Origin of the sequence: Streptomyces sp. NBC_01622, assembly GCF_045209635.1 — a bacterium.
Taxonomy (GTDB): Bacteria; Actinomycetota; Actinomycetes; order Streptomycetales; family Streptomycetaceae; genus Streptomyces.
Genome location: NZ_CP109293.1, coordinates 10,407,253 through 10,421,791, shown reverse-complemented (window position 1 = coordinate 10,421,791; position 14,539 = coordinate 10,407,253). Strand labels below are relative to the sequence as shown.

Annotated in this window: 15 protein-coding genes and 1 pseudogene; 9 read left to right on the top strand and 7 right to left on the bottom strand. The window is 69.0% G+C overall.

All coding sequences use genetic code 11. The features are described 5' to 3' along the window. Window positions 1-6: 6 nt before the first annotated feature. The 7 genes from OH768_RS48115 (at window position 7) to OH768_RS48085 (ending at window position 5,820) form a co-directional block, all read left to right on the top strand. Window positions 7-1,617, top strand: coding sequence for a hypothetical protein (locus OH768_RS48115; protein WP_406463408.1), 1,611 nt, complete (start codon window positions 7-9; stop codon window positions 1,615-1,617). Next, a complete protein-coding gene (locus OH768_RS48110; RefSeq protein WP_406463406.1) occupies window positions 1,614-1,805 on the top strand; it encodes a hypothetical protein in 192 nt (63 codons plus the stop codon). The genes OH768_RS48115 and OH768_RS48110 overlap by 4 nt, the downstream gene beginning before the upstream one ends. Window positions 1,806-1,970: 165 nt before the next feature. Continuing rightward, window positions 1,971-2,138, top strand: a complete 168-nt coding sequence (locus OH768_RS48105) for a hypothetical protein (RefSeq protein WP_406463405.1) — start codon at window positions 1,971-1,973, stop codon at window positions 2,136-2,138. Between the two features lie 302 nt (window positions 2,139-2,440). Then, window positions 2,441-2,797 (top strand): plasmid mobilization protein, encoded by a 357-nt coding sequence (locus OH768_RS48100; protein ID WP_406463403.1) that lies wholly within the window; start codon window positions 2,441-2,443, stop codon window positions 2,795-2,797. Continuing rightward, window positions 2,794-4,512, top strand: coding sequence for a relaxase/mobilization nuclease domain-containing protein (locus OH768_RS48095; protein ID WP_406463402.1), 1,719 nt, complete (start codon window positions 2,794-2,796; stop codon window positions 4,510-4,512). The genes OH768_RS48100 and OH768_RS48095 overlap by 4 nt, the downstream gene beginning before the upstream one ends. A gap of 82 nt (window positions 4,513-4,594) precedes the next feature. Further along, the gene (locus OH768_RS48090; RefSeq protein WP_406463401.1) at window positions 4,595-5,026 is read left to right on the top strand and encodes a hypothetical protein; all 432 of its coding nucleotides are present in this window, start codon (window positions 4,595-4,597) and stop codon (window positions 5,024-5,026) included. Window positions 5,027-5,121: 95 nt separating this feature from the next. Next, on the top strand, window positions 5,122-5,820 hold the full coding sequence (locus OH768_RS48085; protein ID WP_406463400.1) for a hypothetical protein: 699 nt from the start codon (window positions 5,122-5,124) through the stop codon (window positions 5,818-5,820). Window positions 5,821-5,899: 79 nt separating this feature from the next. On the opposite strand, the gene OH768_RS48080 is transcribed toward OH768_RS48085, so the two are convergent. The 4 genes and pseudogenes from OH768_RS48080 to OH768_RS48065 all read right to left on the bottom strand — a co-directional run bounded on the left by OH768_RS48080 (window position 5,900) and on the right by OH768_RS48065 (window position 8,674). Continuing rightward, on the bottom strand, window positions 5,900-6,943 hold the full coding sequence (locus tag OH768_RS48080; RefSeq protein WP_406463398.1) for a hypothetical protein: 1,044 nt from the start codon (window positions 6,941-6,943) through the stop codon (window positions 5,900-5,902). Between the two features lie 214 nt (window positions 6,944-7,157). After that, window positions 7,158-7,844 (bottom strand): annotated as a pseudogene (locus tag OH768_RS48075) (DUF317 domain-containing protein). 78 nt (window positions 7,845-7,922) lie between these two features. Next, a complete protein-coding gene (locus tag OH768_RS48070; RefSeq protein WP_406463396.1) occupies window positions 7,923-8,204 on the bottom strand; it encodes a hypothetical protein in 282 nt (93 codons plus the stop codon). Window positions 8,205-8,308: 104 nt separating this feature from the next. After that, on the bottom strand, window positions 8,309-8,674 hold the full coding sequence (locus tag OH768_RS48065; protein WP_406463395.1) for a DUF317 domain-containing protein: 366 nt from the start codon (window positions 8,672-8,674) through the stop codon (window positions 8,309-8,311). Between the two features lie 806 nt (window positions 8,675-9,480). Here OH768_RS48065 and OH768_RS48060 point away from each other — a divergent pair. Both OH768_RS48060 and OH768_RS48055 read left to right on the top strand, forming a co-directional pair. Continuing rightward, the gene (locus tag OH768_RS48060) at window positions 9,481-9,726 is read left to right on the top strand and encodes a hypothetical protein (RefSeq protein WP_406463393.1); all 246 of its coding nucleotides are present in this window, start codon (window positions 9,481-9,483) and stop codon (window positions 9,724-9,726) included. Window positions 9,727-10,236: 510 nt separating this feature from the next. Then, on the top strand, window positions 10,237-10,743 hold the full coding sequence (locus OH768_RS48055) for a DUF6233 domain-containing protein (protein ID WP_406463391.1): 507 nt from the start codon (window positions 10,237-10,239) through the stop codon (window positions 10,741-10,743). A 167-nt stretch (window positions 10,744-10,910) separates the two neighbouring features. Here the strand turns inward: OH768_RS48055 and OH768_RS48050 are convergent, their stop codons facing one another. From OH768_RS48050 to OH768_RS48040, 3 genes are all read right to left on the bottom strand, one after another. Next, window positions 10,911-11,912 (bottom strand): SpaA isopeptide-forming pilin-related protein, encoded by a 1,002-nt coding sequence (locus OH768_RS48050; RefSeq protein ID WP_406463390.1) that lies wholly within the window; start codon window positions 11,910-11,912, stop codon window positions 10,911-10,913. 64 nt (window positions 11,913-11,976) lie between these two features. Next, window positions 11,977-12,855 (bottom strand): hypothetical protein, encoded by an 879-nt coding sequence (locus tag OH768_RS48045; protein WP_406463389.1) that lies wholly within the window; start codon window positions 12,853-12,855, stop codon window positions 11,977-11,979. Between the two features lie 42 nt (window positions 12,856-12,897). Then, window positions 12,898-14,514, bottom strand: a complete 1,617-nt coding sequence (locus OH768_RS48040) for a DUF317 domain-containing protein (RefSeq protein ID WP_406463388.1) — start codon at window positions 14,512-14,514, stop codon at window positions 12,898-12,900. Window positions 14,515-14,539 lie beyond the last annotated feature (25 nt).

Here is a 14,539-nt window from a genome sequence, read left to right as displayed (position 1 = left end):
ATCGCCATGCCCTTCCTTCCTGCCGGCATCGAGCCCGTTCACCTCGTCGCGGCCGTCGGCGTGCTCGCCCTGGTGCTGGCCCGATGGTCGATCCGGCGTAACGGGGCCCGGGCGGGCGACCAGCGCGCCGGCACACCCGCGGTCTGGGTCGCGGCTCTCGCCGCCCTCAACTGCACCGCCTACAGCGCCGACACCAGCTGGCGGTTCGCCGCCGACTACCTCGACATGGCCGGCGCGGTGGAGCGGGCCATGATGTTCAGTGCGGCCGAACTCGCGCTGTTCGCGACCGCGCTGATGGCCCGACAGAACCTGAAGACCCAGGGAGCACCCGGTCTCCCAGGCGGGCTGGTCTGGGTGATCACCGGGGTGCAGATCATCCCCGCGTACGCCGAGTCGGGCACGGTGGGCGGCACCGTGCGGGCCTTCGTCGGCCCGGTCATGGCGGCCGTGCTCTGGCACCTGGCCATGGGCATCGAGCTGCGGCTGCACAAGCCGGACGCCGCTTCCCAAGGCTTCCTCGCCACGTTCGGACGCGAAGTACGGGAGCGTCTCCTCTCCCGCCTGGGTATCGCCACCCGCAACCGTGATGCCGCGCAGATCACCAAGGACCGCGCGACCCGGCGGGCCGTGGCGCTCGCCTCCCTGCTGGCCTCGATGCCCGAGGAGGAGCGTGAGAACCGTCGTGGCCGCCGAATCACGCGTCGGCTCCAGTCGGCTCTCGCGCGATCCAGTGTCGGCACCGACCAGCAGCAGCGTCGGGCGCTTCTGGAGCAGCTGGCCGCGCGCCGGCACGCCGCGGAGCTCGCCACCGTGATCCTGCCGTCGCCCTGGATTCAGCCCGCGCACGAGCAGGACGCCGATCACGGGGACCGGTCCCTTCTCCCCGCGTCCATCGCAACGTCGGCGGTCAATGGGACGCAGGAGCCTCCGGGGGTGGGCACGGTCCCCGGCGGCGGTCCCCGACGCGCCGCATCGAACGGGGACCGGGCAGACGGGGACCGTACGGAACCGGGGACGGGACACCAGCCCGACCGGGACCGTCCCCACCCGGACTCGGTCGGCAACGGGGACCGAGCCGCCAAGTCCGGCTCGGGCCTGTTGCACGAGGGCCAAGAGTCGGCCGTCGGGGACCGGGAAACCGTGCCCGCCGGGACCGAAGATCCCGACGACGACGCGAACGGCAGTGCCGACTATTCGCACGAAGCCGCTGCTCAGGGGGACACAGGCCCGTCCCCGGTGTCCGTCCCCACCGGGGACGGGGGCCGGGAGCACCCGGATGCCGAAGCGGGGACGAAGCCCGTCGGGGACCGTCCCCACACGGTCCCCGTACGGCGGACCCCGAAGGCGAGGGCGTCCCGGAACCGGCCCCGCAACGGTCAGTCCGCCGGGTCCCGGAAGCAGCCGAAGCTGAGCGTCGAGGAGATGGTCGAACGGGTCCGTCCCCACGTGCCCGCGCTGCTGGAGCGCGACGGGAACGAGTCCCTGACCCGGATTCAGCTCCGGGAAATCCTGCGCGCCCAGCAGATCCGGGGAGGGCGGAACGAGCGTCTGACGCCGGTTCTGCAGCAGCTCCGCAGCGAGGCAGGCATCACGACGGCACGGAGTACGGCTCGATGAAGAACTGCCAGCGTTTCGCGCACATCAAGTCCGGCTTCGAGCAGGACATCCGCCTCCTGCGCATCCACGCCGAGCGTTACCAGGGATCCGCGTCGGCGAAGACCAGCGCGACGAACGCCCGCTCCCTGACGCGGAACATGGCGCGGGCCCTGAACCGGCACCTCGATCGCTGCCCCGAGTGCGGCTGACCTTCACAAACCAGCAGGCCAAGCCCCTGCTTCCCTCGATCCTTCCGGTGGCCCGGCCTCGGCCGGGCCACCGCCCCTGCGCTGGAGGAACCCGCCATTCCTGCCCGTCACCCGCGTACACACGCGCCGTCCACCGCCGAGGCCGCCGCCTGGGCGGAGGTGCTCGTGCGCCACCAACTCCTGCACGCCGCCGTGTCGGCCCCCACCGGCCAGTGGCTCGTCCAGCGCCACGCCGAATCCCCCGTCCAGCTCCTCGACGGCCCGACCGACATGGTCGATCTCGCCGCCCACATCCAATACCGCATCCGCACTACGAGGAACCGCACCCGATGACAAATCCGACGACAACCTCCACCCCCGCAACGGACGAGCCGGACACCAACTCGACCTCAGCGGAAGCAAGTTGGTGCAAGAGCATTGCTCCCGTTGGGAGCAATGCTCTTGCGTCTCCCGCCCCGGGGGTGGCGGGAGCGGATCGGCACCAGGGGGCGCCGATCCGTCAGGACGCGACCGGGGGCGGCTCGCATCCTGCAGAGGGGGAAGACCACTCCTGCCACAGCACCGACTGCACCCACGCCGCCCCGCCGAAGCCCCACGTTCAGCAACGTGAGCGCCTGCGCGACGAGAAGAAACGCATGCACCAGCCGAGCTGCCGCATGAACGACGACGAGTACCAGCTCCTCGTCCGCGCCGCTGCCGCCTGCCACATGAGCATCGCCAACTACCTTGCCCGCGCCGCCCTCAAAGCCGCCCGCAACCTCGACCTCACCGCCGCAGAGATCGCCGGCGAGCGCGAGATGCTGAAGGAGCTGTTCGACCTGCGCACCGCACTGAACCGGATCGGAAACAACCTCAACCAGGTTGCGGCGGCGCTGAATTCGGACGATCCGGCGCCGCAGGCCAAGGCAGTCCTCGCAGGTGTCGACCGCGTGTCGCTGCGTGTGGACGCCTTGGTCCAGCACTACCTGGACGGCGAGCGTCCAGCGGCATGATCCCCTCAGTCCACGACATGGGCGATGACACCTACGGCCTGCTGAAGTACCTGTATGGCCCCGGCAACGCCGAGGAGCACATCGACCCCCACCTCGTCGCTGCGTGGGACCGCCTGGCCCCCGCCCCCGGCCGCGACCCCAAGGCGACATACGGCGACCTGCAACAACTGCTCGACCAGCCCGTCATGGCCCTGCCCGAAAGCGCCAGGCCCGCCGAACACGTATGGCACCTGTCCATTCGCGCCGCCCCCGAAGACCCGATCCTCACCGACGAGCAGTGGGCGGACATCGCCCGCCGCATGGTTTCCGCCACCGGTATCGCCCCCGATGGCGACGACGCCGCATGCCGCTGGGCGGCCGTCCGCCATGCCGACGACCACATCCACATCATCGCCACCGTCGTCCGCCATGACGGCCGCCGGGCCCGTATCCGCCACGATGGCGCCCGCTCCCAGGCGGAAGCACGGAAGATCGAAATCGACTACGGACTACGGCGGTTGAACACCGGCGACGGAACCGCCGCCAAGCGCCCCTCCAGTGCAGAACGCCATAAGGCGAACCGCCGGGGCAAGGAGCGAACGCCACGCGAGGAGCTGCGCGAGACGGTGCGCCGCGCCGCCGCCGGCGTCGTCGGCGAGCAGGAGTTCTTCGACCGCCTGGCCGCCGCCGGCCTCCTGGTCAGCCAGCGCGTCGCACCCTCCGGGGATCTGCTCGGCTACAAGGTCGCGCTGCCCGACGACCGCAACGAGGACCAAGAACCGATCTACTATTCGGGCTCCACCCTCGCACCCGACCTCTCCCTGCCACGCATCCGCGAACGGTGGGCCGGCAACGCCCCCGAACGCGACGCCACCACGGACCGCTCCTCCGGCTCGGCGCGTGTCAGCCCCTCGACCGCACGCCGCCAAGCGACGTCGGCGTCCTGGCAGGCCGTACTCCTCATCGACCAGGGCGACGACGGACAGACCGCCGGGCTGATCGCCGCGGGCGGCGAGGTCCTCGACGCGCTCGCCAAGACCTCGGCCGCGCACACCCGCCGCGAACTGCGAGACGCCGCCTTCGCGTTCGAGCGGGCCACCCGCTCCCACATCCGGGCCGAGCGAGGGCACGCCCGCGGGTTGCGGCAGGCCGCCCGCGACCTCGTCCACAGCGGGCCGGCACTCGGCCGCGGGGAAGACGGCGCCACCACCGCGATGCTGATCGACACGATGTTCTTCCTGGTCACCGCCGCCGCCCACTGGCACGGAATGAAGGAGCACGCCCAGCAGGCCGCGGCTGCCCACCAGGCCGCCGAGCACCTGCGCGCCGCCTACCACACCGCCGCGCCGATGCATTTGGGCGTCATGCACCAGCGCGGTCGGCGCCTGTCCCACCCCCTGCAGCGCAAGCAGACCGCCTACCTGCGCCAGGCGGTCCCGGAGTTGGCCGAGCAGGTTCTCGCCGAGCCGGGCTGGTACGCGCTGGCCGCCACGCTCGCCGACGTCGAGAGCGCCGGGCACGACCCGGCCGCGTTCCTGGCCGAGGCTGCCGGACGACGGGAACTGGGCACCGCCGACTCGATCAGCGACGTCCTCGTGTGGCGGCTGCGGCGTATGGCCGACCTGCCCGCCGACGCTTCCGCCCTGCCCGACCGCACGGCCACCGCGCCCACCGCTGGCCGCGGTACCGCGAAGCGTCCGACGAACCGCAAGGAGCGCTCCGCCAAGTCCCGCTGAATTCAACATTCTTAGAGTTGCAGCAGGTCAGGGACTTGCGGCACTCTCCTCGTGCAGGCGAGACGACAGAGAGGGAGACGGCATGTTCCGACGCAACCGTGCGGACCGAGAGTTCCGTGAAGCCCAGCGTGCCGGCCAGGCGGTGCTGGCGATGCACACCGAGTGGCCGCACTCGGACGTCACCGGTCCGGTCGCTGGGTCGGCTAACGCCACGGTGGTGCACGACTTCCTGCCGCCGGAGTTCCGGGCACCGTGCCGCCAGGACGTCTCGGGCTTCATGATGCGCTGGGACCTGCCGCTCGTCATCAACGGCGAGGTCCACGCGTGCCACTGCGGTGCGTACCGGAACTGGATCGTCTTCAACATGCGCGACGACTCGGTGTGGCTGCGCTGCGAGGCCGGCCACGAAGCGGAGGAGACCCGGCTGGACACCGTCTGGTACAACCGCAATTCCGGTCCGGTCGACCACTTCCACCCCACCCTCGAAGACGGACTGCGCCACCTCGGCCACTGAATTCGCGAAACCCCTTCCCTCACTCCTGCGTTCGTCGGCACCCGGAGGGCCGACCCGGTCAGACCGTCCGTCTCGCATCACCAAGGGGTTTCCGTATGCGCCGTTCCACCACGACCACCCTCAGCCTCGGCGCCGTCTTCACCGTCCTCGCCCTGGCCGGCTGCGCCAGCTACCCCGAGCCCGCCGACACTTCGTCGGCCGCCTCCGCACCCGCACACCTCAGTGCCAGCACACCCTCGGCATCCGCACCTCTGTCCTCGGCCCAGCTGAACCACCGGCTGTTGAACGAGAGCGACCTGGGCGAGGGCTACACCCGCAAGTCCGAGATCCCTCGCCGCAGCGACGACGTCACCCTCATCGGCTGCCCGGCCCTGGAGAAGCTCGGCAGCGACGCGGCCACCGGCTCCGGCCTCGACTTCACCCGCAAGGCGAAGACATCCTTCACCTACATCGGCAGCAGCAGCTCCGAGGTCAGCGAGGAGCTGTACAGCGACAGCCCGGCGAAGCTGTCCACGGGCATCTCGAAGGTCTTCGCCGCGATGCTCTCCTGCCCCACCTACCAGGTGACCTCGGGCAGCACCGTCGTCGACATGCGCGCCGAGAGGTCGGCCGCGCCGAACCTCGGCGACGAGCGGTGGAGCCAGCTGCTCACTTTCTCCGCCGGCGGGCAGCGCAGCGTCGTCAAGCAGACGGCGATCCGCGCCGACAACATCCTGATGATCGTCTCCGGCTCGCCTGGCCTCGTGGACGCCCATCTGGACAAGGCGCTCGCCAAGGCGCGCACCACACGCTGACCCACTTCTGCACCTGCCCCGGGGTCCGGGCCTGTCCTCCCGACAGGCCCGGACCCCGGGGTTTCGTCGTATCCGGCGATCAGCCGTCGAGACGGAGTTCGCCCGGCTCGTAGCGGAGTTGGAAGGTCTGCGCGTGCTCCCCGTGCATCCAGTACAGGGTCATGGTCGACAGCATGCTGCGCTTGATGTACCGGGTTCGCGAGGGCATTCCTTCATCCTGCTCGATGATCCAGGCTTCCACGCGCTCCGGCAGCCCGAACCGCAACGCGTACGCCTCGGGGTGCTCCGCGGAGCGCAGTTCCCAGACGGGGTGTGAGGCTGCCTGATTGATGCGACGCAGGCGCACCGCGTGCGTGGGGTGCTCTTGCGCGTATTCCACGAAGGCGTAGAGATGATCCGAGGCCAGGCCCAGGACGAACGGCGCTGCTGGAAAGGCCAGGACAAGACCGAGCTGCGACCGGCTGTACAGGGCCTGCGCCAAGTCATCGAGGGGGTCGCGAATCGCATCGGGCAGTTCCGCCTCGCCCGGATCCATGTCCAAGAGTGGCCCACGAAGATACGTCCGTATCTCGCGCACCTTCGGCCGCTCGGCCGCCGGAGTGGCTTCGAGCACTGCGTGAATCGTGTCGGCCGTGGTCCGCACGAGATTCCGCAGTACGGCAAAGTCCGGTGCGGAGAGATCGATCAAGGATATCTGGTGGGCCAGCGCATAGTCCTGCGCCTCCGGGCTGAAGCCGGACGTGGAGAAGATCGCGTAGCTATAGCGGTACCGCGTCCGTGGTCGGCCGGTCCCCGGGGCGGTGAGCGTGGTTGTCTCGCCCTCGTTCACGTCGTGGATCACGCCGTGGCCGTTGCGTACGGTGGGCAGGCCAACTGGGGCTGTGGTCAGGTACTTTGCCTCGACGAACAAGCGGACTGGCAGAGAGAACGGCGGGACGTACCGGAACTGTCCGAGCGCATCGACCTGGTGCCATGCCCCGCGTCCGCGGACCAGCAGACCGTTCTTGTCCTCCTTCAGGACCTTCCACGGCTCTTTGTCCTTGTCGTCGTCGGCCGTCAGGACCTCGAAGCCGCTGGAGCGCAACAGCCAGGCCAGCACCTCCTCCAGGAGGTAGCCGCGCAAGGGTCCTTTGCCGATTACTTTGGCTGCCACGACGGCGATCCTATGCGCGGCCTGGATCTTGGTTCCAGGGTGCCGTCAGGGGTTCGCTGATGCCGGGGGTACAGCGAAGGCCCGGTGGTTCCGGTCTCGTGAAGAGAGCGGAACCACCGGGCCCAGGGAAAGGGGGCGTCCCTTCGTCGTTCTCCCGCCTCGGTCAGCGGCTATGAGCAGCCCGTCAGCCGCAGCGGACGACGGTGAGCCGGTCCGCCGCACCCTCGGGCAGTACCCGGCGCGGTACAGGGCCGGGCGCGGCAAGCGAGGAGGCGAAGGCTGCGACCAGTTCGTGCGGGGCGCTCGCGCTGAAGCTGGCGCACCACAGGTACGGCGCCCCGAGCACGGGCTCCGCCCACGCCTGCCACCCCAGAAGGTCATCGCGGGGGTCGGCGTCGTGGATGAGCGGCGGCAGCATCTCCAGCGAGACGTTCGTAGAGAAGCCCGGGTCGGTGGCGGTTGTGCGCGGGCGGTCCAGGTCGCGCAGCCAGCCCCGCTCGCTGAGCGCGGTGAGCACCGACTCGGCGTTCTCGAGCCCGGCATCGGGGGTCTCGCTGGCGTCGAGCGCGAGCAGGAAATCGGTGAGCGCCTCGTGCGGTACGCCGGCGGTGAAGTACGCGTTCCACTCGGTCAGGGCCGAGGCGGGGTACGGACGGGCGGACAGTTGCTAGGCCACCGGGAGACCGCCCAGCGCGAACGGATAGGCGGCGAGGATCCACTCCGCGCCGCGCAGGCCGTCGGGGCTCACATAGAGCAGGGTGCTGCGGGAGGTCGGCCACATGCGCCAGCCGAGGTCGGCCAGGATGTCGCCGATCCGTTCGGCGAGGACGCCGTCATCACCGGCTAGGTGGCGCGGGGTGACCCAGTACATCAGGTCCCGCGAGTAGGAGTGGGAGGGATCGATGGGGTGGTGCGGGTGCAGGGGCGCCTCCATCAGTTAGAGATTGGATCACTGGCCGGTGTTCGACCCGGTCGCGCCGCGTCGGCGGTGCGCGGGTCCCTCGGCCGGCGGCTGCCAGGTCAGAGCGACAGCCACGGCGGGCGGCAGGGGGCCGAACTGCTCGGCTTCCGCAGACTCGGCAATGTAGACCATCGACCGGCCATGCTCGTCCAGCGCCTTCTCCACACCGCCGAGGCGGTGGGCCATAGGGAAGAAGGGGTTGACGGCGAGACGGACGGACGCGTCACGGTCGCAGCCGGACAGCAGGTCGAGCAGATCTCCGACAGTCATCTCGGGCGTGTGCAGGTCCAAGGCATTCTCCAAGTAGTAGCGGACGGAGCCACGAGAACAGAGGCAGGGTAAGCGGCGCGGACGAGGGGAAGGGGACGTGCCGGTCACAGGGACCGGGAAGTGGCCAGGATCTGGGCCACAACAGCAGCGACGATCTCCGCCGGGGTCTCCGTACCGAAGGCCATCCGGTAGCCGGGGACGTTCGCGGTGCCGGTGACCGCGATCACCCAGCCCTCGCCCGTCACCCAGTCCTCGTCCGCGCCGCCGGGCCGACCGTTCGGGAAGTAGCCGAGGTAGAACCTGCCGTCGCGCGAGCTGACATGTACGTCGCCGCGGTCGTCAACTATGTGGGTGAAATCGGCCTCCGAAAACTGGTCGATCACCTCCATCGCCTGACCGGCACCGAGCTTCCAGGAGCGGAGCCGCAGGGCCGCGACCGTGGTGGCGAATCCGGATCGCGTCGCATCCAATGCCACAGCATCACCTCTCTGACCTGGGAGTTTAGGGAAGGTCGTTTAGGTTGACATGGTGTCGCGGCGATCACCAGTTCCTGCGGGCTCTTTCCTGTCTGCCACAGGCGAACTGTCCTTGGACGGCAAAGCCCGGCGCCCGCTGCACGCTGACTGACATGGTGCTTTGGCCGACTCTCCGTCAAGAGCGGCGGAGCTCGCTCTTATCGAGGACGAGGAGATCCCAGCCCGGCGCCGGAGCAGAGCTTGGCGACCTGCTCGCGAGTCGCCTGGGGGACGGCGTCGACCACAGCGAGGAGGCGGACGTCGATGCCCAAACGGGTGCTCAGGGCGATGTCGTGGGTGAGCTGTTCGTTGGTGGACTGGGACGCGGACGTCTTGACCTCGCCGGACAGCAGCCGCCCCCGTAGAGGCCGAAGACATCGGCCTCGCTGTGCGTCTGGTCGCTGAACCACACATCGACGCCCGGCAGGAAGAACGAGTTCGGCTCCTTCTTCGTCAGTGCGGCGATCACAAGCAGGTGGGGAAGAAGGCCCTGGTCACTGGCGCGGTAGGTGCGCGTTCTTCCCTCAGCGTCGGTGGGCGTACGGAGGATGACCAAGTGATCACGGGAGGCATGTGACCTGTGGCAAGCTCATCTCCCTGGGGGAGAGGAACGACTGATGACCCATTACCAATGCGGATCGTGCTCGTATCAGAGCGACCATCTCGGCGAGGCTCAACAGCACTCGCACCAGACGGGCCACATTTGCATCGGCAAGGACAGTGCCGGGCCAGCCGGAGGTAAGTTCGGCAAAGCCAGGGTCGTGCTTAAGGCCGGCGCCAGCGTTCTAGCCGCCACCACCATTGGGGTCCTCGCCTGGAAGTACAAGGGGCTTCAGGAAGAGCACGAGGAGCTCCAGACGAAGCACGACGGGCTCCTGTCCATGGCTGCCGGACTGGTCGTGCAGTTGGCGGAGTCGACGGCGGAGAACGAGAGCCTGAAGTCGGAGAACGACTACCTGAAGTCGGCCACCGGTGCCTCGAAGACGCTCAAGAGCTACGACTGCTGAGTGAGGGCGTACTGCGGGTAGTGCCACTGAACGAGAGGGAGCGTGTCGAGGAGTCCGTCGCGCTTGTGGGACGGGGAACGGCCCCCACAGCAGTGGCGATCTATACGCTGGACGTGTGCCAGCCCCCCTCGGCTTGGGCGATGCCCCCTCCGCACACTGGGGCCGACCCACTTCCTCCGCGACGGCCACCACAAACTGGAGGCCGCTGCCACATCTGGACGTCCCAATGGTCGACCTGCACGGATGCGCATTAAATCGAACACGTGATGCAATAGCTGTATGCGATGCCCTGCATTCCCCGAGGACCTGATCGCCGCACAGTGCGAGTGGGACCGCACATATCGAGCGCTTTCTGATCCCTCCTGCCGAGGCAGGACGACTGCGCTGCGGCGGCGCCTGCTGGAGTTGTCGGTACGGGTGGGTTGTCACCCGTACTGGCGCATGGCGGGCTCGGGCCAGCGGGCGGCTCTGCTCATGCGGGCACGCGAGCTGGAGTCCGGGGTGCGGTAGATGGAGGGAACGTCCGGTGACCGGCGGTCGGTGAACGGGACTCCGGCCAGGATCTTGCTGGCTCTGCCTGACGGACAGACCGTGGAAGTGCGGCTTTACGAGCGGCTTCGTGCGAAGCGAGGGCATCCGTGGCGGTATCGGATCGGCGTACCCGCCTGGATCACGACGGAGGAGGGCGTGGAGCCTGCCGAGTACTCGGTGTGGGTCACAGACAAGCAACTCAAGCCGATCGAGGGTGTGGACTTGTCGGTCGTGCCGACGCGTCGGCGTCCTGAGCCCCTGCGGCCTCCGAAGCCGTCAGGGTGGGTCGTGCGGCCTGATCCGCGACGTCGCGGAGGGACGGTCGTGCACGATGCTGTCTGCCCCGATGCGACGGGCGGAGGCAAGGAGCTGGGCACGCTGGAGGCGCTGGATGCGCTGATGGGGCCGGGCGCTTCAGCGTGCCATGAGTGCTGTGCGGCCGAAGTCCTTGTTCCTGTACTGGAGTTGGGCAAGGGGTACGGGTAGCTGCCACTGAGTTCCGGGACCCCGCAACCGCTGTGAGTCTATCGCCGGTACCAGCGGTGGGCTGGGCGAGCGGCCATCTGGTTCATCCGTCTACCGGGCAGACGAAAGCCCCCGAAGTCCGTGACTGAGGGAGTTCGGGGGCTGGTGCAACGGCCTGGAGGGCTGTGTCAGTCCTGGGCGCTGTCGCTGTCGTGCTCGGTACGGCGGCGCCGTGCTGCGAAGACAGCTCCACCGCCAGCGGCGAGGAGGACACCGGCGCCGCCGAGCAGCCAAGGGGTGGCGTCGGCGCCGGTGTGGGCGAGGGAGCCCCTGGGGGCGGGTGCCGTGCTGCTTGGCGCGGTCGAATCGGCGACCGGGCCATCAGACGGCGCGGTGGACGACGAGGCGGGGCTGTCGCCCTGCTCCGGGGCCGAGGAGTCTGGTGTGGATGTATCGGTGGTCGGCTCGTCAGACGGCTTCTCGGAGGAGGGGGGTTCGGGAGTCGTGCCGCTGGTCTTCTTGGCGTTGGTGACGGTCACGGTCACCGGTTCGCCCGGCTTGACCCTGAATGCCTTCGAGGGCTTGTGGATCTCGTAGCCGGCGGGCGCCTTGATCTGCTTGACCCAGAAGTCGCTGCCGGTGCGGGAGTTGATGGGCAGGTTGCCGCTGGCCGTTCCGTCGGAGCCGGTCGTCAGCGTCAGGATGGTCTTGTCGTCGCTGCCGATGTTGACCGTGGATCCGGCCAGCAGCTTGCCGGTCTTGTCGCCCTTGGCCTTCAGCAGAACCGAGGCGGGCTTGAACGGGTCGATGATCGTTAGCGGGGTGTCGGCACTGGGGGTGACGATGACGTCCTGGTCGTCGACAACGTCGTGCAGCGGGCTACCGCTGGAGACTTCCTTGAGCCGATAAACACCGGGGACAAGATCCTGGAAGGCCAGCCGGCCGTCGGCGTCGGTGTTTCCTGTGGCGATCTTTTGACCGGTGGAGTCGAGCAGGGTGAACGTGGCGCCGGCGAGAACATCGCCGCCCGGGTCCTTCTTCAGGATGGTGACGCCGCCATTCCCGGCCGCGCTCAGGGGAGTGATGGACGGGGTCGGCTCGGGGGTCTGCGCGGAGGCGGCCGGGGCCAAAGCCACCGTGGCGAAAGTGACGGCCACGGCGGGCAGGCAGCGGTGGAAACGGGTAGGCAAGAAGGAACTTTCCGGGAGTGGGCGCGGGTAGGGCTGCCCGTCGGTGCAGGCTGGGTAAGGCCGGTCAACGGGTGCGGGCCGGTGACGGGTGGGGCGGCGGGGCCGGGCGTGATTGCCCGGGAAGGTGTACAGGGGGGTCGATCGCGTTGCTGCGGATGGCGGCCCGGACGAGGTGGTGCTGGTCCTCGATGGGCAACGTCGCAATGTGCGACAGTCCCTGCGCGATGGAGGTACCGCGCAGGGCACCCGCCGGTAGGCCAGCGGCGTGCACGATCCGGGCGGCTGCCTCGGCTTCGATCAGGAGGCCGAACGCCGGTGGAATGTTGAGCAGTTGGGCGGCGTGTTCGCGGCTTTCGGTCAGTGCCTCAGGGAGGTGAAAGTCGTCGTCGAGGACGTCGTTGACGATGTCCAGCCAGAGCAGCGTGGCCTGGTGGAGGCGGGTGAGGAAGTCGGCGTCGGTGAGCCAGCATCCCCGGGCCGGTTCGGGATCCGTATCGACACGGGTCGGCCGTCGTTGTCCACTGTCGGCACTGCTGGTCGGGGATGGTTCGGGCGTCCAGACCTTGAGGTAGTCCTGGACGGCATGGCTCAGGGCTCTGACGGCGGCGCCGGTCCAAGGTGAACTGTCGTCATCGTGCCAGTCGCGTACGACGCCGTAGCCGTCGTGTCCGGGCTGTCTGCCGAGGCGGGCATCTCGTACGGCGAACGTGCCGTGGTCGGCGAAGGACAGGTACGCGTGGTCGAGGGCGCCGCGGTCGGGGTGGAGGATGCTCAGGCGTAGTCCGCCGTACTCGCGGTGTCGGATCGTCTGGGCGAACTCGATTCGGAGACGCAGCGGCGAGTCGGGCGAGAGGACCGCGTAACAGGCGTCGCCGATCACCCGCCGTTCGTGCACGGGCAGGGCAAGCAGGTCAGTGAAGAAGTGCTGGGCATGAAGGGACAACGGTGATGGTGCTCCTCGGCAGCGGACGGTTCTGCGGGGTGGCTACCTGAGTCGGCCAACCGACGGGGCGGGAGGGGCGCACGGCGCGGGCGCGGTGCCCGGGACCCCGGTCGCCGAGGCGGGTTCGGACGACAAGGTCGGCGAAGTGCGTGCTGACGCTCGGCTCTGTGCCGGGGCGACCCGGTGCGCGGCGGTAGCGGCCAAGGCGGCAAGGAGGGTGAGATGGAGACGAGTGTCGGCCGGAATGTTCCACACCGCCCGCGCGAGAGGCACGGGTGAGCTCAAGGAGGAGGCGAACGCCGCGACCAGAGAAGCGGGCACGGCGGAGGAGAACGTGGCCTTCCACAGCAGGTAGTCCGGTGACCCGCCCCACGCGGACCAGACAGGTGCGGCCAAGTTCTTGTGCACGTAGGCGTGTTGCAGCACGCCGTGGCCGTCCGGGCTGCGGAGGTACTGGAGCGTGGCCGTCCAGGTGGCCGGCCGGAAGGGGTCTTTGTGCGCGGCGACCAGCCACTCTCCGCTGCGTGGGTGGGTCTCGGAGGGGAAGTGTCCGGCGAGCAGGCGCATGCCGGGGCTGACGGCAATGGCTGGCCCGTCTGAGGCGTGGGTCAGGGTCCAGTCCTGGCCGAAGGAGAAGGGCCACACGTCGGCGAGGTCGTGAACACCGGGGCCGGCGAGGTGGCGGGGCAGGACCTCGACCACGTCGTGGTCGTCGAGATCGTCCAGCGGGCTGAGCGGCACAAGGTCCTTTCGTTGGACGGGAGTTGCTGGTGGTGGGCGGCGCGGATCAGCGACGTGCGGGGGTACGTGGGGCGGCGGTGGAGACAGGAAGGCTGGTGGTGCTCCAGCGCGGGACGCTGCGGGTGCCGAGCGCAGGTGGGCGGTGGGCGGCGGCGTTCTGGACGTCGAGTGGGGTCGGAACCGGGGGCGCAAACGGTGCGACGGGGGTGAGCCTCGCCGTCTCGCGCAGCCGCGGGAGCAACGAGTTCTTCGAGCGCGGCAGGGGGCCGGGTCGGAGACGCTCTGGGTGATGGCCTTCACCAAGGCGATGGGGGTGTTGGTAGTGGCAGTGGCGTACCAGCGGGCGTAGCCGCTCTTCGGACCACCCCAAAGGTGCCATCGGGCCTCAAGGGTGGTGAGTTCCTTCTCGGGGTCAAGCCGGTTGGTGGTGTATTCGCACGTGGCCATCCCGTCCGAAGGCTGTAGTGCGATCACGCCCCAGCGCGGTTGCTGGAACTGCCAGCCGTTCTTGATCAGCGGGACGACGGCGTCGAAGGCGCCGAGTTCGGGGTCCTTGAGATCGGGCTCGGCGAGGTAGGTGTCGGGGCCGGCGGTGTACGCCTGAGCGAGGGTGGTGGTGAAGGCGGTGACGAACTCCGTGGGCGCCATGTCGTTGAAGCTCACGCCCCAGGCGGGCGGGCCGAATCGGTCGCGGTAGGCATTGATCCGCCACAGTCCGTCGTCGTCTCCCTCGGGCAGATAGCCGAGGCGGATGCGGTGGTCGGGAGCAGTGACATAGACGTTGCCGAGGTCGTCGTGACGGAGGTCGAAGCCGAGCGCGAGGAAGGGCTCCATGGCAGGGTCTCCGGTCCAGGTACTGCCAGCGAGGTAGCGGGGGGAAACGTAGATGTCGCCGTCGATCTCTTCGGTGTCGGGCACAAAAGTCCAGGGGTCGGGGCTGTGG

Excerpts from the sequence above, each read along its gene's own strand:
- OH768_RS48115 (WP_406463408.1), top strand. The coding sequence starts at position 7 with ATGCCCTTCCTTCCTGCCGGCATCGAGCCCGTTCACCTCGTCGCGGCC.
- OH768_RS48110 (WP_406463406.1), top strand. The coding sequence starts at position 1,614 with ATGAAGAACTGCCAGCGTTTCGCGCACATCAAGTCCGGCTTCGAGCAG.
- OH768_RS48100 (WP_406463403.1), top strand. The coding sequence starts at position 2,441 with ATGCACCAGCCGAGCTGCCGCATGAACGACGACGAGTACCAGCTCCTC.
- OH768_RS48095 (WP_406463402.1), top strand. The coding sequence starts at position 2,794 with ATGATCCCCTCAGTCCACGACATGGGCGATGACACCTACGGCCTGCTG.
- OH768_RS48090 (WP_406463401.1), top strand. The coding sequence starts at position 4,595 with ATGTTCCGACGCAACCGTGCGGACCGAGAGTTCCGTGAAGCCCAGCGT.
- OH768_RS48085 (WP_406463400.1), top strand. The coding sequence starts at position 5,122 with ATGCGCCGTTCCACCACGACCACCCTCAGCCTCGGCGCCGTCTTCACC.
- OH768_RS48070 (WP_406463396.1), bottom strand. The coding sequence starts at position 8,204 with ATGACTGTCGGAGATCTGCTCGACCTGCTGTCCGGCTGCGACCGTGAC.
- OH768_RS48055 (WP_406463391.1), top strand. The coding sequence starts at position 10,237 with ATGGAGGGAACGTCCGGTGACCGGCGGTCGGTGAACGGGACTCCGGCC.